Annotated in this window: 14 protein-coding genes; 12 read left to right on the top strand and 2 right to left on the bottom strand. The window is 40.3% G+C overall.

The window, feature by feature from the left end:
- Positions 1 to 401: 401 nt before the first annotated feature.
- From BLR54_RS08850 to BLR54_RS08860, 3 genes are read left to right on the top strand one after another with little or no spacing between them, the layout of a single operon-like run.
- Entirely contained in the window at positions 402 to 1,436 is a 1,035-nt protein-coding gene (locus tag BLR54_RS08850; RefSeq protein WP_090419762.1) for a lysylphosphatidylglycerol synthase transmembrane domain-containing protein, read from the top strand.
- Positions 1,433 to 2,128 (top strand): CDP-alcohol phosphatidyltransferase family protein, encoded by a 696-nt coding sequence (locus BLR54_RS08855; protein ID WP_242871226.1) that lies wholly within the window; start codon positions 1,433 to 1,435, stop codon positions 2,126 to 2,128. Before BLR54_RS08850 ends, BLR54_RS08855 begins: the two co-directional genes overlap by 4 nt.
- 3 nt (positions 2,129 to 2,131) lie before the next feature.
- Positions 2,132 to 2,947, top strand: coding sequence for a phosphatidylserine decarboxylase (locus tag BLR54_RS08860; RefSeq protein ID WP_090419765.1), 816 nt, complete (start codon positions 2,132 to 2,134; stop codon positions 2,945 to 2,947).
- 65 nt (positions 2,948 to 3,012) lie between these two features.
- On the opposite strand, the gene BLR54_RS08865 is transcribed toward BLR54_RS08860, so the two are convergent.
- The gene (locus tag BLR54_RS08865) at positions 3,013 to 3,516 is read right to left on the bottom strand and encodes a GreA/GreB family elongation factor (protein WP_090419767.1); all 504 of its coding nucleotides are present in this window, start codon (positions 3,514 to 3,516) and stop codon (positions 3,013 to 3,015) included.
- A gap of 280 nt (positions 3,517 to 3,796) precedes the next feature.
- Here BLR54_RS08865 and BLR54_RS08870 point away from each other — a divergent pair, with 280 nt between their 5' ends.
- From BLR54_RS08870 to recR, 5 genes are read left to right on the top strand one after another with little or no spacing between them, the layout of a single operon-like run.
- Positions 3,797 to 5,230 carry an aminoacyl-histidine dipeptidase gene (locus BLR54_RS08870; protein ID WP_090419770.1) on the top strand — a complete coding sequence of 478 codons (1,434 nt, stop codon included), beginning with the start codon at positions 3,797 to 3,799 and terminating at the stop codon, positions 5,228 to 5,230.
- Positions 5,231 to 5,260: 30 nt separating this feature from the next.
- Positions 5,261 to 6,334, top strand: coding sequence for a 6-phosphofructokinase (locus tag BLR54_RS08875; RefSeq protein ID WP_090419774.1), 1,074 nt, complete (start codon positions 5,261 to 5,263; stop codon positions 6,332 to 6,334).
- A gap of 38 nt (positions 6,335 to 6,372) precedes the next feature.
- Positions 6,373 to 7,965: a DNA polymerase III subunit gamma/tau gene (dnaX, locus tag BLR54_RS08880; RefSeq protein ID WP_242871227.1), complete on the top strand. Its 1,593-nt coding sequence runs from the start codon at positions 6,373 to 6,375 to the stop codon at positions 7,963 to 7,965.
- A gap of 37 nt (positions 7,966 to 8,002) precedes the next feature.
- A complete protein-coding gene (locus BLR54_RS08885; protein WP_090419782.1) occupies positions 8,003 to 8,341 on the top strand; it encodes a YbaB/EbfC family nucleoid-associated protein in 339 nt (112 codons plus the stop codon).
- 3 nt (positions 8,342 to 8,344) lie between these two features.
- Positions 8,345 to 8,944 carry a recombination mediator RecR gene (gene recR / locus BLR54_RS08890; protein WP_090419784.1) on the top strand — a complete coding sequence of 200 codons (600 nt, stop codon included), beginning with the start codon at positions 8,345 to 8,347 and terminating at the stop codon, positions 8,942 to 8,944.
- A gap of 48 nt (positions 8,945 to 8,992) precedes the next feature.
- Here recR and BLR54_RS08895 read toward each other — a convergent pair whose 3' ends face one another.
- The gene (locus BLR54_RS08895) at positions 8,993 to 11,911 is read right to left on the bottom strand and encodes a DUF6240 domain-containing protein (protein WP_090419787.1); all 2,919 of its coding nucleotides are present in this window, start codon (positions 11,909 to 11,911) and stop codon (positions 8,993 to 8,995) included.
- Between the two features lie 336 nt (positions 11,912 to 12,247).
- Between BLR54_RS08895 and BLR54_RS08900 the strand changes: the two genes are divergently transcribed.
- The 4 genes from BLR54_RS08900 to BLR54_RS08915 all read left to right on the top strand — a co-directional run bounded on the left by BLR54_RS08900 (position 12,248) and on the right by BLR54_RS08915 (position 16,224).
- Positions 12,248 to 13,981, top strand: a complete 1,734-nt coding sequence (locus BLR54_RS08900; protein ID WP_090419790.1) for a flagellin N-terminal helical domain-containing protein — start codon at positions 12,248 to 12,250, stop codon at positions 13,979 to 13,981.
- Between the two features lie 99 nt (positions 13,982 to 14,080).
- Positions 14,081 to 14,557 (top strand): flagellar export chaperone FliS, encoded by a 477-nt coding sequence (locus tag BLR54_RS08905; RefSeq protein WP_090419793.1) that lies wholly within the window; start codon positions 14,081 to 14,083, stop codon positions 14,555 to 14,557.
- Between the two features lie 229 nt (positions 14,558 to 14,786).
- The gene (locus BLR54_RS08910; RefSeq protein ID WP_176761903.1) at positions 14,787 to 15,212 is read left to right on the top strand and encodes a prepilin peptidase; all 426 of its coding nucleotides are present in this window, start codon (positions 14,787 to 14,789) and stop codon (positions 15,210 to 15,212) included.
- Positions 15,213 to 15,228: 16 nt separating this feature from the next.
- Positions 15,229 to 16,224 (top strand): hypothetical protein, encoded by a 996-nt coding sequence (locus BLR54_RS08915; RefSeq protein ID WP_090419800.1) that lies wholly within the window; start codon positions 15,229 to 15,231, stop codon positions 16,222 to 16,224.
- The last annotated feature ends 9 nt before the right edge of the window (positions 16,225 to 16,233 follow it).

Here is a 16,233-nt window from a genome sequence, read left to right on the forward strand (position 1 = left end):
GAAGATTGTGTTGCAATATAAAATATCTTTTATAAATAAAAAACCACTATCTCATATAAGATAGTGGAAGCATCATCTATTGTTTGACCATCAAGCAACATGATTTTGTTTTTCCGAATATGTAAGAAGTTCCTGTGCCTTTTTCAACGCTTTCTCTAAATCAACTTCTTTTGAAAGCTGTTCTTGAACCTCTTCTGGTATTGTTTTCATAACGTCCTCCTCTTATTATGTCTAATAATTTTTATGCAAGCAAAATATTATCAATATTGTTATCACAGAAGTGTCACACTGAAACCTAAATATATGTTAGAATTATTAAGAGTTCTTAAGAATCCTTGATAACAAAAAATTTTTAGTATAAGGTTTGGTGGGAACTAGTAATACAAAGGGACGTTCAAATAATGAATAGGTCACAAATGAAAAAGGCCTTTTGGATGGTTTTGACATTGGCGCTATCTGTGTTGACGGTTGCGGCTCTTTTAAAGCAGAGCGAAAGCATGTCCATCGAGACGCTTATGAAAAAGATATCAGAGGCTGATACAAAATGGATAACAGCTGCAATTATTTCAACAGCCTGCTATGTCATATTTGAAGCTGTGGCGCTTTGTTCCATTTTAAAAGGAATAGGCTACAAGCAAAATATAAATAGGGGATTGATTTATAGCACATCAGATGTATATTTTTCAGCTATCACACCTTCTGCCACTGGTGGTCAGCCTGCCAGCGCATTTTTTATGTTGAAGGATGGTGTTCCAGCTGGTGTTGCATCAGCAGCCCTAATATTAAACTTGATGATGTACAATGCGGCAATCATATTCCTAGGAATTGTTGCAATAATAATTGCCCCAAGAAGCTTTATAGGTTTTGGAATAGCCGCAAAGGTGCTGATTATTCTTGGTTTTGTTGGGTTATCACTCCTTACAGTTTTGTTTTTCTCTATTCTAAGAAATAGCAAGAAGGTATTTTCAGTAATAAGAAGAATTTTAAATTTCCTTGCTTCAAAAAAGATTATCCATAGACTTGAACCACGATTACAAAAGCTGACAAAGATAGAAGCTGATTATAAAAACTGTGCAAAGCTTATGGCTGGTAAAACAAGGATTATGTTTAAAGCCTTTTTCTGGAACGTTTTGCAGCGCGCTTCACAGATAATTGTTCCAGCCTTGGTGTACATATCCTTAGGCGGAAAATGCAGTTTAGTAAAGATGCTGTTCTCAAAGCAGTGCTTAATAAATATAGGTTATAATTATGTTCCAATACCTGGTGCACTTGGTATTGCGGATTATTTGATGATAGATGGTTTTTCTAGTATCATGTTTAAGGATGCCGCTTTTGAGCTAGATATGATAAGTCGAGGACTTACCTTTTATATTTGCGTTACATTAAGCGGTTTAATAACCCTTTTGGGATATTTGAAAGGACGACACAAGAAATGATGATAGGTGTTTATGATTATACGGTTATTTTGACATATTTATCTACACTCTCAGGTGTAATTGGTATTATAGTTACCATGACAGGAATTGGACATCCTTACTGCGGTACTATGTTTTTGATGATTTCAGGCTTACTTGATGGCTTTGATGGAAAGGTTGCTCGAACTAAGAAAAATCGTTCAGATTTTGAAAAGGAATTCGGCGTACAGATTGATTCATTATCTGATTTGATTTGCTTCGGGGTTCTTCCAGCATCCATTGGTATTGCTCAGCTCCGCGTTAGCGGACTTCTTACTGATTTAGGACGTAAGGCAGTTAAGCCAGACAATTACTCATTTGTATTGCTCCTAATTACTATTGCTGCCTTCTATGTATTGGCTGCGCTTATTCGTCTCGCTTATTTCAACTCTACTTCAGACCAAAGAGCTGAAGAGGCTATGATTAAGGGAAAGGCATACTTTACAGGTCTTCCTGTTACTTCGGCTGCATTGATTTTCCCACTTACATTGGTTCTTCACTGGATTCTTTCGGCTGATCTTACTGTTTTCTATTTCTGGCTTATGCTTATAGTTGCAGTATTATTCATTGGTAACTTTAAGGTTCCAAAGCCAAACAAAAAGCAGTTCGCTGTTATATTGGTTATTGGATTAGTAGAATTTATCGGAACATTGTTGATTTTATTTTGCGCGTAAAATATGAGTGGATTAGATTTTTTATATAAGACAAAGTTGGGGCGAATAATACTTCGCCCTTTATTATTAAAACCAGTTTCAGATTTTTCAGGATGGCTGTTGGATACCAAGGCCTCAAAATGTATTATTAAAGGTTTTGCAAGTTCTAATGGAATAAAATTGGAGGATTATATCTTAGATGATATCAATTGTTTCAATGATTTCTTCTGTCGCCCTATAAGGCCTGAACTTAGACCTCTTGATATGGATGAAAATCATCTTATGGCACCATGTGATGGTCTGTTGAAGGTTTATCCTATCGAAGACGGCTTGGTAATGCCAGTAAAACAGAGCCAGTATTCAGTTGCTGATTTGTTGGAAGACGAAGAATTAGCAAAATCCTTTGATGGGGGATATTGCTTAGTATATCGCCTATGTGTAAATCATTATCATCGATATGCATATTTTGAGTCTGGAGAAAAGTCGAAAGACGTTGTTATACCTGGCTTTTATCATACTGTACAGCCAGTAGCACTTGAGGCTGGCCCCGTATTCGTACAAAATGCTCGTCAGTACACTGTTATTGACACAAAGCAATTTGGACGCTGCGTACAGATGGAAGTGGGGGCTATGCTTGTAGGTCGTATCGTTAACGATGAACCTGCGGCTTGCTCCGTAAGACGTGGTGCTGAGAAAGGCCACTTTGAATACGGCGGCTCCACCATCATCATCCTCGTTCCAAAGGATAAGGTGCAGATTGATGAGCACATTATGAAGCTGAGCCATAATGGTGTAGAAACGCCTGTTAAGATGGGTGAATGTGTAGGAATAAAGATGTAAAAATAAAGGCACCGCAACTGCGGTGCCTTTACTTACGTTAAAAATTTGAAAATACAAAACAGGATTTAATATCTCTTAATCTTGTCATCTTCATCGGTCGTTGATTTGTCAATCAACCTAATCTCTACCTCGTAGGAATAGTCATCATTAACCTTAACCATGACCTTATCACCTACATGTTTGCCACGTATTGCGGATCCGAGTGGGGATTCTATGGAAATAAGCCCTTTAAGAGAGTTTCCGCGGATAGAGGTAACAAGTTTGTAGGTTTCCTCACAATCATCCTCTGGAATATAGATGGTGACAGTGTTGTTAATGCCCACTTCATCGTCAGCGCTGGAGTCGTCAACCACCTCTGCGAATTTAAGCATCTTCTCTAAGTAGCGGATGCGGCTGTCGTTCATGTTCTTGGCGCGCTTTGCTTCATGGTACTCAAAGTTCTCAGAAAGGTCACCCTGAGCGCGAGTCTCCTTTACTTCCTCTAAAAGCTTCGGTCTGATAACAAGCTTACGCTCGTCGATTTCTGCCTGAATTTTATCAATATCCCCTTGGGTAAGTCTTTCGCCCATACTAGTCCTCCAATTACAATAAATTAATACAAAAAATATGAGTGGCAAATGAGCTTTGCCACTTATTTAATAATAGCCAATTAAGGTGTGTATTGTCAAAAATTAAACCAAAAGGAGAAATAGCAACTACTAAACCCTGTGTATATAGACCAATACTATAGTAAAGATAGAATTTATTTAGGGAAAATGATATAGTAAATAAAGGAAAATTTTGTTAAATGGCATCTACCTAGAGGTTAAACCTAAAGATGTTAAATATAAATAGTTAGGAGTAATAAAAATGGCAGTATTAGGCAATTGTAAGCCAGAGAGAGTTTTTCATTATTTTGAGGAGATTTGTAGTATCCCACATCCTTCTTATCACGAGGAAAAGATTAGTGCATACTTAGTAGATTTTGCTAAGGCTCACAATCTTGAATATTACACAGACGATTTATACAACGTAATCATGATTAAGGAAGCATCTGCAGGAATGGAGAATGCACCAGCATTAATCCTTCAGGGACACATGGACATGGTTGCTGAGCAGGATCCAGATTGCACAAAGGATATGCTTACAGAAGGCCTTGATCTTGAAATCGTTGATGGCTTTGTTACAGCTAAGGGTACAACTCTTGGTGGCGATGATGGTATCGCTGTTGCTATGGCACTTGCAATCCTTGAGGATGAGGAGCTTAAGCACCCACGTCTTGAGGTTATCATTACGGTTTCAGAAGAGGTTGGAATGGAAGGTGCAGCAGGCATCGATGTTTCAATGCTTAAGGGACGCAAGCTTTTAAATCTTGATTCAGAGGAAGAGGGACATTTCCTTGCTGGCTGTGCAGGCGGCTGCAGAATGGACATTGAGTATCCATTCGTAAAGGAAGAGATTAAGGGCGCCCTTGTTTCAATCAATGTTAAGGATTGTACAGGCGGTCACTCAGGTGCAGAAATCGACAAGGGTCGTGTAAATGCATCACATGCAGCAAACCGTATTCTTGCAGCAGCTGTAGAGGTTGCAGATGTAAACCTTGTTGACTATGTTGGTGGAACAAAGGATAATGCAATCCCACGTTCAACAAGCGCAAAGGTTGTTACAACTCCAGAGGCAATCAAGGCTATGGAAGCTGAAGCAAAGGCTATCATGAATGAGTATGCCGTTACAGATCCAGACATGAAGATTGAAGTTGTAAACGAGGGAAATGTTGTAGTTAACGGTGTTAACGCTGCTGACACAAAGAGAATCGTTGAGCTTATTCTTTCAATGCCAAACGGCATCCAAACAATGAGTCATGACATCGAGGGTCTTGTAGAGACATCTCTTAACCTTGGTATTTTAAATCTTCTTGAGTATGAGCTTAAGTTCTCTTGCTCACTCAGAAGTTCAGTAGATAGCGCAAAGACAGCTCTTATGAGAAAGGTTTCTATGATTGGAAAGGCCTTCGGATGTAAGGTTTCTACTCATGGTGAGTATCCAGCATGGGAGTACAAGCGTGAGTCTAAGTTCAGAGATGAGCTTGTAAAGATTTACGAGGAGATGAACGGAGAGAAGCCAATCGTTGAGACAATTCACGCAGGCGTAGAGTGTGGACTTCTTGCTTCAAAGCTTGAAGGTCTTGATGCTGTTTCAATCGGTCCAGAGATGTACGATATTCATACTCCAAAGGAGCGTTTATCAATTGCTTCTACAGAGAGAGTATACAACTATGTAGTTAAAGTTATCGAGAACATGTAACCGAGCAAATGAAAAGAGGGGTACAAGACTATGATGAGAATCGGATTGCTTACAAGTGGTGGTGACTGTCAGGCTCTTAATGCTGCAATGCGCGGTGTTGTTAAGGGCTTGGCTGCAAACGTAAAGGACCTTGAAGTGTACGGTTATTTCAATGGCTACAAGGGTCTGATTTATGGTGATTACAGACTTCTCACAAGCCAGGATTTCTCAGGTATTCTTACAAGAGGTGGAACAATCCTAGGCTCCAGTCGTCAGCCATTCAAGCTCATGCGTGAGCCTGATGAGAACGGTTTAGACAAGGTTGAGGCAATGAAATCCAACTACTACAAGCTGAATCTCAACTGTCTTGTTATCCTTGGTGGAAATGGAACACAAAAGACTGCAAACCTCCTTCGAGAGGAAGGTCTTAACATCATCCATCTTCCAAAGACTATAGACAACGATATTTACGGCACAGACTTAACCTTTGGTTTCCAAAGTGCCATCGATATTGCTTGTAATACAATCGATTGTATTCATACTACAGCATCTTCTCATAGCCGTGTGTTCATCGTAGAGGTTATGGGACACAAGGTAGGATGGCTCACTCTGTATGCCGGTGTTGCATCAGGTGCAGATATTATCCTTCTTCCAGAGATTCCATACGACATAAAGAAGGTAGTAAAGGCCATCAACAAGCGTGCCGAGGAAGGCAAAGGCTTTACAATCTTAGCTGTAGCTGAGGGTGCTATTTCAAAGGAAGATGCAAAGCTTTCAAAGAAGGAATACAAGAAAAAGCTTGAAGAATCAAAGTATCCTTCAGTTTCTTACGAGATTGCAGACAGAATCCAGAAGGAAACAGGCATCGAGGTTCGTGTTACCGTGCCTGGCCATATGCAGCGAGGTGGAAGCCCAGATCCATTTGATAGAGTGCTTTGTACACGACTTGGTTCTGCAGCAGCTCAGGCAATCCTTGATGAGGATTATGGAAACATGATTGCCATGGTAAATGGCAAAACAAAACGAATTCCACTTGAAGATGTGGCTGGCAAGCTTAAGGTTGTTGAGCCTGATTGTCAGATGATAGAGGAGGCTAAGCGAATCGGCATTAGCTTCGGAGACTAATAAAAGTTTAAGGGTAGGTAATTGTTATGTCCAAATATATGGCGCTTTATAGAAAGTTCAGACCTCAGACCTTCGAGGATGTTAAAGGTCAGGACCATATTGTGACCACTTTACAAAACCAAATAAAAAGTGACCGTATAGGACATGCATACCTTTTTACAGGAACCAGAGGAACTGGTAAGACTACAATAGCAAAGATTCTTGCTAGAACTATCAACTGCCAGAATCCAAAGGAAAATGGAAGTCCATGTATGGAATGCGATATGTGCAAGGCCATTACAGCGGGCAATTCCATGAATGTAATTGAGATGGATGCTGCATCTAACAATGGTGTAGATAGCATCCGACAGATTGTAGAGGAGGTGGCTTATCCTCCAACCGAAGGCAAATACAAGGTTTACATCATCGATGAGGTGCATATGCTTTCCATCGGTGCTTTCAATGCCTTGCTAAAGACCATTGAGGAGCCACCTTCTTATGTTGTGTTTATTTTGGCTACCACAGAGGTGCACAAGATTCCAATCACCATCCTTAGTCGTTGCCAGAGATATGATTTCCATCGTATTTCCATCGACACCATCGCCGCTCGTTTGCAGGAGCTGATGGATAAAGAAGGTGTGCAGGTTGAGGAGAAAGCTATTCGTTACATTGCGAAGGCTGCAGATGGTTCGATGCGTGATGGTCTTTCGCTTTTGGATCAGTGTATTGCTTTTTACATTGGTCAGACTCTTACTTATGACAACGTGCTCAAGGTACTGGGAGCCATCGATACTGAGGTGTTCTCACGATTGTTGAGAAACATCATAAATGGTCAGATTACAGATTGTATTGGTATCATTGAGGAGATAATGACTCAGGGTCGTGACCTGAATCAGTTCGTAAATGATTTCACTTGGTATCTCAGAAACCTAATGCTTCTTAAGAGCTCAGATGATATGGAGGATGTTCTTGAAATGTCTTCCGATAACATCGCTCTTTTAAAGGAAGAGGCTCAGCTTGTAGATACAGAAGTGTTGATGAGATACATTCAGGTGTTGTCAGCACTTTCAAACGATATTAAATATGCAAATCAAAAACGTGTGCTTATAGAGATTGCACTTATAAAGCTTTGTAAGCCACAGATGGAGCAGGATATTTCAGCTCTTAACAATAGAATTGCTAATCTTGAAAAAAAGGTTGAGGAGGGTGTTCCTGTTGTTATGGCACAGGCGCCAGCTTCATCAGGAAATGCGTCTGCTCCCAGTGTAGCTCCTGTAAAGAAGGAGCCACTTCCAGCAGCCATGCCTGAGGAAGTAAAACAGGCTGCTCAAAATTGGAGCAGTATTCTTGGCCGAGTTCCTGTAAATATAAAGATGTATTTAAAACAGGCAACCACTGTAACAGTAAATGAAGTGGGAGAGTTGGTGCTGATTTTCGACCAGATGCAAGGCTCTGAAAATATGGCTGGAGACTTTGTAAACAGGCCAGAAGTCATTGAAGAAATCTCAAAGACTGTTGAAGATGTAATTCATAAATCAGTTAACATAAAGGTTGAAATTAATTCCAGTGGAGTAAGCTCAAGAAGCACTCACACAGATGCGGTTGATTACTTCGCGAACATGGGAATTGAAGTTGAACAAGACACAGAATAATTTTAAATAGATATACACGAAAGAGAGGAATAGAAACATGGGAAAAGGTAGAGGTGGATTTCCAGGAGGCGGAATGCCAGGTAATATGAGCCAGCTTATGAAGCAGGCACAGCGTATGCAGCGTCAGATGGAGGAAGCTCAGGCACAGCTTGAGGAGACAGAGATGACAGGTACAGCTGGTGGCGGTGTTGTTGAGGTTACAGTTTCTGGAAAGAAGGAAATTACAAAGATTAAGATTGACCCAGAAGCAGTTGACCCAGAGGATGTTGAGATGCTTGAGGACCTTGTTATGGCTGCAGCAAATGAAGCTCTTCGCAAGGTTGATGAAGTAAGTCAGGCTTCTATGTCTAAATTCACAGGTGGACTTGGATTATAATAGATGGAATATTACAGCAAAGAAATTAGCAATTTAATAGCAGAGCTAAGTGATTTGCCAAGCATTGGAAGTAAGTCAGCCCAAAGGCTGGCTTTCCATATATTAGGCATGGATGAAGAAAAGGTTAACGACCTGGCCAACGCCATTGTGCAGGCTAGAAAGAATGTGAGATACTGCAAGGAATGCTTTACTCTTACCGACGATGAGCTTTGTCCTATCTGCTCAAATCCTAAGCGTAATAAGAATATTATTATGGTAGTGGAGGACACTAGGGATTTGGCAGCCTATGAAAAAACAGGTAAATTCGATGGAGTGTACCATGTGCTTCACGGTGCAATCTCCCCAATGGCTGGCATTGGCCCAGGGGATATTAAGCTAAAGGAGCTTATGGTACGCCTTCAGCAAAATGATGTTCAGGAGGTTATTGTGGCCACCAATTCATCCTTGGAGGGCGAAACCACAGCCGCTTATATTAGCAAGCTGATTAAACCTACAGGAATCAAGGTCAGCAGAATTGCATCAGGTGTTCCTGTTGGTGGAAACCTGGAGTACATTGACGAAGTAACTTTGCTTCGCGCACTAGATGGAAGAACGGAATTATAAAAGAATTGAAGAAGGTCCAGAAAGCTTAGCTTTCTGGACCTTTTTCTTTTAAAATAATTCATTAATTAGCTGCATGTAGCTTCTAGCTATACCATAGAGAGCCTCTGTTTGCACTTTGTTTTCTTGAATATCGGAATCTGCTGTGGCAAGTATTCCTTGCTGCATATTGTAAATATCGCTGGCTGTCATGCCACTGACTCTTGTAAAGCTGAAGCTAAAGGAGAACCCCGTAGCAGCTTCCATTTGTTCAGATATATGGTCAGCCAAACTTGCAAGTCTTTCTCTCATTTCAGCAGTTTCACATTCTACATTTGCAGTGACTTCACCTGCTTCGTATCTGAAGGTGGTCTGGATGGTGGCTGTTTTCTGAAGATAGATAGCCATCTTCACCATGCCAGTGTTGGCATCACCACGAACAATTCTAAGATTCATATCACCAACTTCGCCGTCAAGGGTAACAGGAATATGATAGGTTTCTCCGGTGGCTGCCATCTGCTGTATAGCCTTGGATTGTTGAACTACCAACTTCATATCCTCTAAATCGATGGTGCGAACATCTTCCATATTAATCATGGATTTCATGATGGTCTCGGCTAAATCCCCAAGAGCCTCTTCAGCTTCATTCATAGCCTCAGGGCTGTGGCAAGCCTCTTCGAATCGGCTGTAAGCTAAATCTATTAGGTCGTTAATATCCATAGCCTGATTTTGAAGCTTTGAAGCTCGGCCGTATAAATCCTTTACAAAGCTACCTGGGTTCTGAAGAAGCCCCTCAACTGCACTTATCATATTTGCAGAAGATGGAATATTAAACTGTTCTAAAATGCTATCAACTGATTCTGCTGGAGCAAGGGAAGCCTTTAGCTGTTCAGTAAGATAATGGTTGTAGTCTGCTTCTGCAGCTTCATCCATTGTTTGTTCCATAGCGGTAGCAAACTCATCAGGATTCATGGCAAGGATGTCCTCTTCCCCAAGAAGATGCATCTTGGCAGGAGTCATAGCTTCCCTAGCATCTCGACATCTATCTGTCAGGAATACCTTCTCAATCTGTTCTGTAATAGAAAGATCTTTAACTACCATTTCATCAAGCTGTCCAAACTTGTCATCAATTTCATATTCACGTCCGGTGTGCTTGCTAGAGCGAACGGCTGTCATAAGATTTCTAAGGGTAACCTCTGTACCTTGACTTATCAACGCACCGATGGCTGCACCATCTGATTTTTCCACTTGATGAAGAAGTCTGTACACACCAACATAGGCATCACGTTCAGCTTCAGTAAGGTCTGAGTTGTGTTCAGCCTTCCAAAGGAACTTAGCGAAGCTTTCCTCATCTGAAGAGCTTCCCATATCAGCCTTAATATCCTCAGCCTTTTGCTTCAATTCACCCATGGTCATATCCAAAGGATTTGAACCACGCTTTATCATTTCAGCTACAACTGCAGGAGTCATGCTCTTAAAGGTGCGAGAAACCATCTCTGTAGAAGCCTTAACATTCATTACGGACTCAGAGGTAATATCCATCTGATTGTAAGCAAGAATGCGAACGGCCTTCTGGCTAGATTCTGTTGCTTCAATATTAAGGTCTGCTAAAATATCATCCACATTCTGGAAAGCTTTATTAATGTTGTCGTCTAAATCTCTTCTAACTTCTGTACCAACAGCTTCGTAGGTCATCTCCATACGTGAATATTCAGCTGTGACAGATACGCTGACTTCATGTACGTAAGAGAAGGTTTCTGCGTTGATGTTAGAAAATCTTCCAAGGGTTGCAGCAGGGGCCTGAGAAATCTCAGCCATCTCATTCATAACCTGCTTGAAGAGATTTACATTGTTGTTGGTAGCTTCTTTGTTTTCAGCCTTCATTAGAATCTGAAGAAGGTTGGTTTCCTGAAGCTTAAGCTTATCCAACAAATCAGAAAGGTCATTGGTATTAACGTCGATGCCGTTTTTCATCATAGTGAAAGTTGCTTCCACGGTCATGGTTAGCTGAATTTCTGTAAGCTGACGCTGAGCAGTAATTGACTGAAGGTCATTTACATCCATGTTCATTACTTCTTCAAAGGTCTTCTTGGCCTGGTCCATAAGAGAATAACCTGGAAGTAAATAAGCGTCTGTCGGCTCCTTTCCTTCAGCTACAATATCTTCAATAGCAGCCTCTAGCTGCTGATCTGTAGGCTTTTCGTACTGCTGTAAACCAACCATGTATTCAAGATGTTCCTTTGTAATAGGAACATCTTGCTTCAGCATGGTTGCCACAATTTCTTTCAAGTCGATTTGTGGCTCAGTTCTTTGCGCAGACTGATTTTGTTCTCCTTCCATCTCTTGGATGAGAGAATCTATTGTATTTCCTAGGTCTTGGAGTAATTGTTGAATATCAGCTGAGGTCTTTGTATCCTCAGGCATAGTTGGAGCAGAATAGGTAGCATTGTAAATATTAGTAATGGTTGGCTCCAATTCATTTTTTACAAGATAAGCCTGGGTTTCTTCGGGAAGAATAGTGCCAAGACCCTTTGTCATCGCTACAGCTTGAGAGATTGAGCCGGACATAGCTTCAATTTCAGCCGCAGACAATCCACCCATCTTTGAAATGTCGGCACCGCCCTTAGCTAGGTTCATTTTAATTTCATCAACAACTGTGACTAGAGTATGGGAATCCATATCCATAGGATTATGTCCATCCTCAGTTGCTTTTGCTGTTGCTTCATCATCCCAAGCTCGCTCAACATTTTTAACAGCGTCAACTGTGGACATACCAAGAGTGGATGCTTCGGTCACTTCTTTTGTGAAATCTGCATCCGCCAGTTTTCCTTTATTGTCATAGAAGGCATTATCAACTGATAATGCTTTAAGTTCCTTATTAGAATTTGCTTTTTTATCGTCCTTGATACCGCTGGTTCCAACACCAAAACCTGTGATGTCGGCGCCTTCTGTTTTGATGTAATCCGTTACCTTGAGTCCTTCAATTTGCATACAGTTCCTCCAGGGTATATTTGGTTTACATCTAATATTTCGGACGAGATTGGAAAAAAATAAGTGGAAATTTGAAAATCAGAGTCAGGTCGACGGAGGAAAAATTTGACATATAATATGAAGAAATCGAAAGGGGCAAAAAAACAAATTCTGGTGATTAATGATTTGCCGAGCCAATAAATAGGCCATGGGAAATTTGCCGACACACAAAAGTTACAGAAATCTAGTTAAGTTTGTATTTCCACATCCGATAATAATGTTGTAAGGACATGGATGATCTTTATCAAACTTAACACCGCACGGATGCTAGACTTGCTTGTTACTTAGGAGGCAACTATGAGAATTAACAATAACATGTCAGCGGTGATAACAAACAACAAACTTCTCGGTACCGAAGGTTCCCTTGCAGATGTAATGGAAAAGTTAAGCTCAGGATTTAGCATTAACCACGCATCTGACGATCCATCTGGAATCGCCATTGCAGGTAAAATGCAGGCTCAGATTAACGGACTTGACCAGGCATCTACAAATGGCTCCGACGGTATTTCTGCTTTACAGACAGCTGAAGGTGCTCTTAACGAAGTTACAGAGATGATCCAGAGAATGAGAGAGCTTTCAATTCAAGCTGCTAATGGAACAAATTCTGATTCAGAACGTGAAAACATTCAAAAGGAAATCGATTCTCTATTAGTAGAAATTGACAGAGTTGCAGCAACTACGGAGTTCAACACCATTAACTTGCTGGACGGGTCCTGCGATTGCAGAACCTATGCTAATAATGTGACTCGTATTGCTACATCAAACACTGTTCCTTCTGGTATTTATCAGTTAAAGATTAAAGAGGCTGCTGTTAGAGCAAAGGCAACCACACTTCCCACAGGTGATACAATAAACTCTCATACTGATAATACCTATTACAAAGAGGAAGTAGATACAACAGTAACTACACCAACAACATCTCCATTTGATTACAAAGCATTTATCGATGGAACAAGTTGGTCAGAGACAGTAACAAAATATGATTATGAATACCAAAGAGATGGTAATGGAAACATTATCTATATCAATGGAGAACCTCAGTATAGTCACGACTCAAATGGTGATCTCATCAAGGTTTATACAACAACTTCAACCTCTACCGGCAACGGCCTTGGATTATCTGGCTCAGTAATTATCAATGGCTATCCTATGGAATTCCAGCGAGGATTATCTGGTGAAGCCGTTTACGGAATGCTAAGAGAAGCCTGTGAGAAGGGCGGAGCAGAGATTTCCGACTATGATAGCGAAAATGGACTTAGCATCTTTTCTCATAAGTATGGAGCAAAAGGTGATGTAAAGATTGAGTTTTCAAGTATTGAATTTGCACGAGCTTTGGGATTTTCCGAAGATTCCCTTGATGAAGATCAGGTGGCTGGAAAGAGACTAGCCAGCATAACAAGCGCAGGCTCAGATGCAAAAATCGTTCTTTTCAAGGATAACAAGGACGATACAGGTGCAGATATAAAATCCTTGTTTGGAAAGCAGGCAACCTACGAAACAGATGGACTTCGAGTAATTGTTAGAGATACAAATGGTTTTGAAATGTCTTTCATGACAGAGGATGGTTACGCCGAAGGTGCCACCGACGCAGAAGGTAACACTATAGATGGAATAGTTACCTTTAACGTAACCGACATCGGTTCAATGTCTTTGCAGATTGGTGCAAATGAAGGACAGTCAATGCTAGTAAGAATTGCAGCAGTTACAACAGAGTTTATGTATATAGACGATGTGGATGTAACAAGAACTGAAGGTCCAGAGGATGCAATGGATGCTTTGGATGAAGCTTTAAGCTACGTGACTTCAGTGCGATCTCAGCTTGGTGCTTATGAGAATCGTTTGGAGCATACAACAAAATCTCTTGATGCCACAGAAGAAAATATGACCTCTGCTATATCAAGAATTGAGGATGCCGACATGGCAACAACAATGGTTGAGTACACCAAGTTAAATGTTTTAGAGCAAGCAGGTGTATCGGCATTGTCACAGGCTAACGAATTACCTCAGTTAGCATTACAGCTTCTACAATAAGCTGACACAGTAGTTTATAAGGCCAATTACTTGTGACAGTGGACAATAGACAGTGGTCTTAGTGAGACGACTAATTTGCTTTAATAGGAGAAATAGTCAATGAACAGAGATAAGATTTCAGCTTTTACCTTGAAAATTGCATCTAGCAACAGAAGCGGATTGATTACAGTTTTGTACGAAATCTACGAGGAATACCAGACAGAAGCGCTAGATTACTTTGAAGCTGGCCAAGTGGATGATGCCATTGCAGCCTTGAAAAAGTGCTCAGAGGTAGTTACCCACCTCCAGAAGGATTTAAATTTTGATTATAAGGTAAGTTCAAATCTGTACGCGCTCTACGATTACGTAAAGCGAAATGTGTCAAAATCCATATATAAAGCAAATTCAGAAGGTTTACTAGAGGCCAAAAGAATTATGGATGAACTGGGAAGTGCGTTTGACCAGATCGCTAAAGAGGATTCTTCTGAGCCTATGATGAAGAATACTCAGTATGTAATGGCTGGGATTACCTATGGAAGGGAGACACTAAATGAAAGCCTAATGGGTAATCAAAGCAGCCGAGGTTTTTGGGCATAAAAACAATTAAATATTATATAAAAAAGAGACTTCTCAAACAGGAGTCTCTTTTTTAATGCTTTAAAGCGGGTTTGTCTGTGTAGATTTAACAGCAGAATGAGAGATAAGCCACTTGTAAGTATTTACTATTAACAAAAAAACGAATTGGAAAAATATACAAAATAAAATATAGCATGGTTTGCTATATACCCCGAGGCCTTCGGTTGATATATTGATGTGCGAAAGCGAGGTGAAAAAAACGGAAGCATTTGTGATCTGGAGTATTTTGACTTTGGCAACCATATTTGATGCCAGGGCTTACAGGATTCCAAATCAACTGATCGGCTTGGGATACGTAGCAGGCTTATACCTGAATATCCTACAGTTTCAAACCATCGGGATTGTCTATTTCATTATCAAAGCAATATGGCCCATTATTCTATTGTACCTGCTGTATCAATGGAAAGGACTTGGGGCAGGGGACATAAAACTATTTTCTGTAATGAGCACCTTAGTGGGTATGCGTGTTACAACAGATGTATTTGTTCTCTCAGTGATGCTTGCTGGCGTTGCGGTGTTGGCTTTGGTGTTATATGAAGGGCGATTAGAGATTAAGAGAAAACTTCATTACTCTTATTACATTGCTGCCGCGTTTTTTTTGCTGCAGGTTAGATAAAGGAATGGAGTGAAATATGAAAAATTTGGAAGTAGCTTTATGTGATTTTGATTCGGACTACATAATAATGTTTGCCAATCACGTGATGTCCCAGCCAAAGGTGTCTGTACATATATTTACGACACCGGAGGGTTTTTTCTCGGATGAAAATGATTTTGACGTTACTATTCTTACAGAGGATTTTGAGGAAATATCAGGTTTTAGACCTAAAGGGTCCGTGGGGCATAAATACATCTTATGTGAAGAATCCGAAAATCTTACGGAGAATCAAATATACAAATACCAGTCGGTAGACAAGATTGTAGATGAAATAAAAGAGTTAAGAGAAATAGGTATAGCTAAAGCTAGTATTAAAAAATCTAATGTAAATTCTAAGTTGGTGGGAGTGTATTCCCCAACTTCTCATGAGCTGCAGTTGCCATTTGCAATGGCATTAGGGCAGGCATATAGGACGGGTGGAAGAGTCCTTTTCATTGATCTTGAGGAATTATCTGTTATGCCAAATCTTATAGGTAATGGTAGCAGACGCAATCTTATGGATCTTCTTTATGACATTAATACTAGCGAAAATGTAGATTTATCCCAATACCTAAGAACTTTCATGGGCTTTGATTATATCGAACCTTTCCTAAATCCAAACGAGATAGGAGAAATAGATGCTGAGACATGGAATAAGTTCTTTGAAATGTTGGCAAAGTCAAGCTATGACGTTGTTGTAGTTTTATTTGGTCGTGCCATTAATGGGTTTACAAATCATCTTCAGCAGCTAAACAAACTGTATGTTTTAGGACGTTCTGGGGACTACTTTAGAAAGGGTCAGGAATTGTTCTTAGATTATTTAAGTCGGATAGAGGCAGAGGTTGAGGTGGAGGATGTGACACTTCCGATGTCTGCTGGAAATCTGATGGATGGAACCTATCAAATCGAGGAGCTTTTACAAGGCAATTTAGGTGTATTTGTAAGAAAGCTAACTGAAGCTAAAAATAACAAGTCGAGTGAAGCTTATGGTTAATTATGAAGA

It is taken from the genome of Pseudobutyrivibrio sp. YE44, from assembly GCF_900104335.1.
Taxonomy (GTDB): Bacteria; Bacillota; Clostridia; order Lachnospirales; family Lachnospiraceae; genus Pseudobutyrivibrio.

Bases quoted from the DNA above. Each gene is read 5' to 3' on its own strand.
- BLR54_RS08860 (WP_090419765.1), top strand. From the start codon at position 2,132: ATGAGTGGATTAGATTTTTTATATAAGACAAAGTTGGGGCGAATAATA.
- dnaX (WP_242871227.1), top strand. From the start codon at position 6,373: ATGGCGCTTTATAGAAAGTTCAGACCTCAGACCTTCGAGGATGTTAAA.
- BLR54_RS08865 (WP_090419767.1), bottom strand. From the start codon at position 3,516: ATGGGCGAAAGACTTACCCAAGGGGATATTGATAAAATTCAGGCAGAA.
- BLR54_RS08870 (WP_090419770.1), top strand. From the start codon at position 3,797: ATGGCAGTATTAGGCAATTGTAAGCCAGAGAGAGTTTTTCATTATTTT.
- BLR54_RS08900 (WP_090419790.1), top strand. From the start codon at position 12,248: ATGAGAATTAACAATAACATGTCAGCGGTGATAACAAACAACAAACTT.
- BLR54_RS08905 (WP_090419793.1), top strand. From the start codon at position 14,081: ATGAACAGAGATAAGATTTCAGCTTTTACCTTGAAAATTGCATCTAGC.
- recR (WP_090419784.1), top strand. From the start codon at position 8,345: ATGGAATATTACAGCAAAGAAATTAGCAATTTAATAGCAGAGCTAAGT.
- BLR54_RS08855 (WP_242871226.1), top strand. From the start codon at position 1,433: ATGATGATAGGTGTTTATGATTATACGGTTATTTTGACATATTTATCT.
- BLR54_RS08915 (WP_090419800.1), top strand. From the start codon at position 15,229: ATGAAAAATTTGGAAGTAGCTTTATGTGATTTTGATTCGGACTACATA.
- BLR54_RS08885 (WP_090419782.1), top strand. From the start codon at position 8,003: ATGGGAAAAGGTAGAGGTGGATTTCCAGGAGGCGGAATGCCAGGTAAT.
- BLR54_RS08895 (WP_090419787.1), bottom strand. From the start codon at position 11,911: ATGCAAATTGAAGGACTCAAGGTAACGGATTACATCAAAACAGAAGGC.
- BLR54_RS08850 (WP_090419762.1), top strand. From the start codon at position 402: ATGAATAGGTCACAAATGAAAAAGGCCTTTTGGATGGTTTTGACATTG.
- BLR54_RS08875 (WP_090419774.1), top strand. From the start codon at position 5,261: ATGATGAGAATCGGATTGCTTACAAGTGGTGGTGACTGTCAGGCTCTT.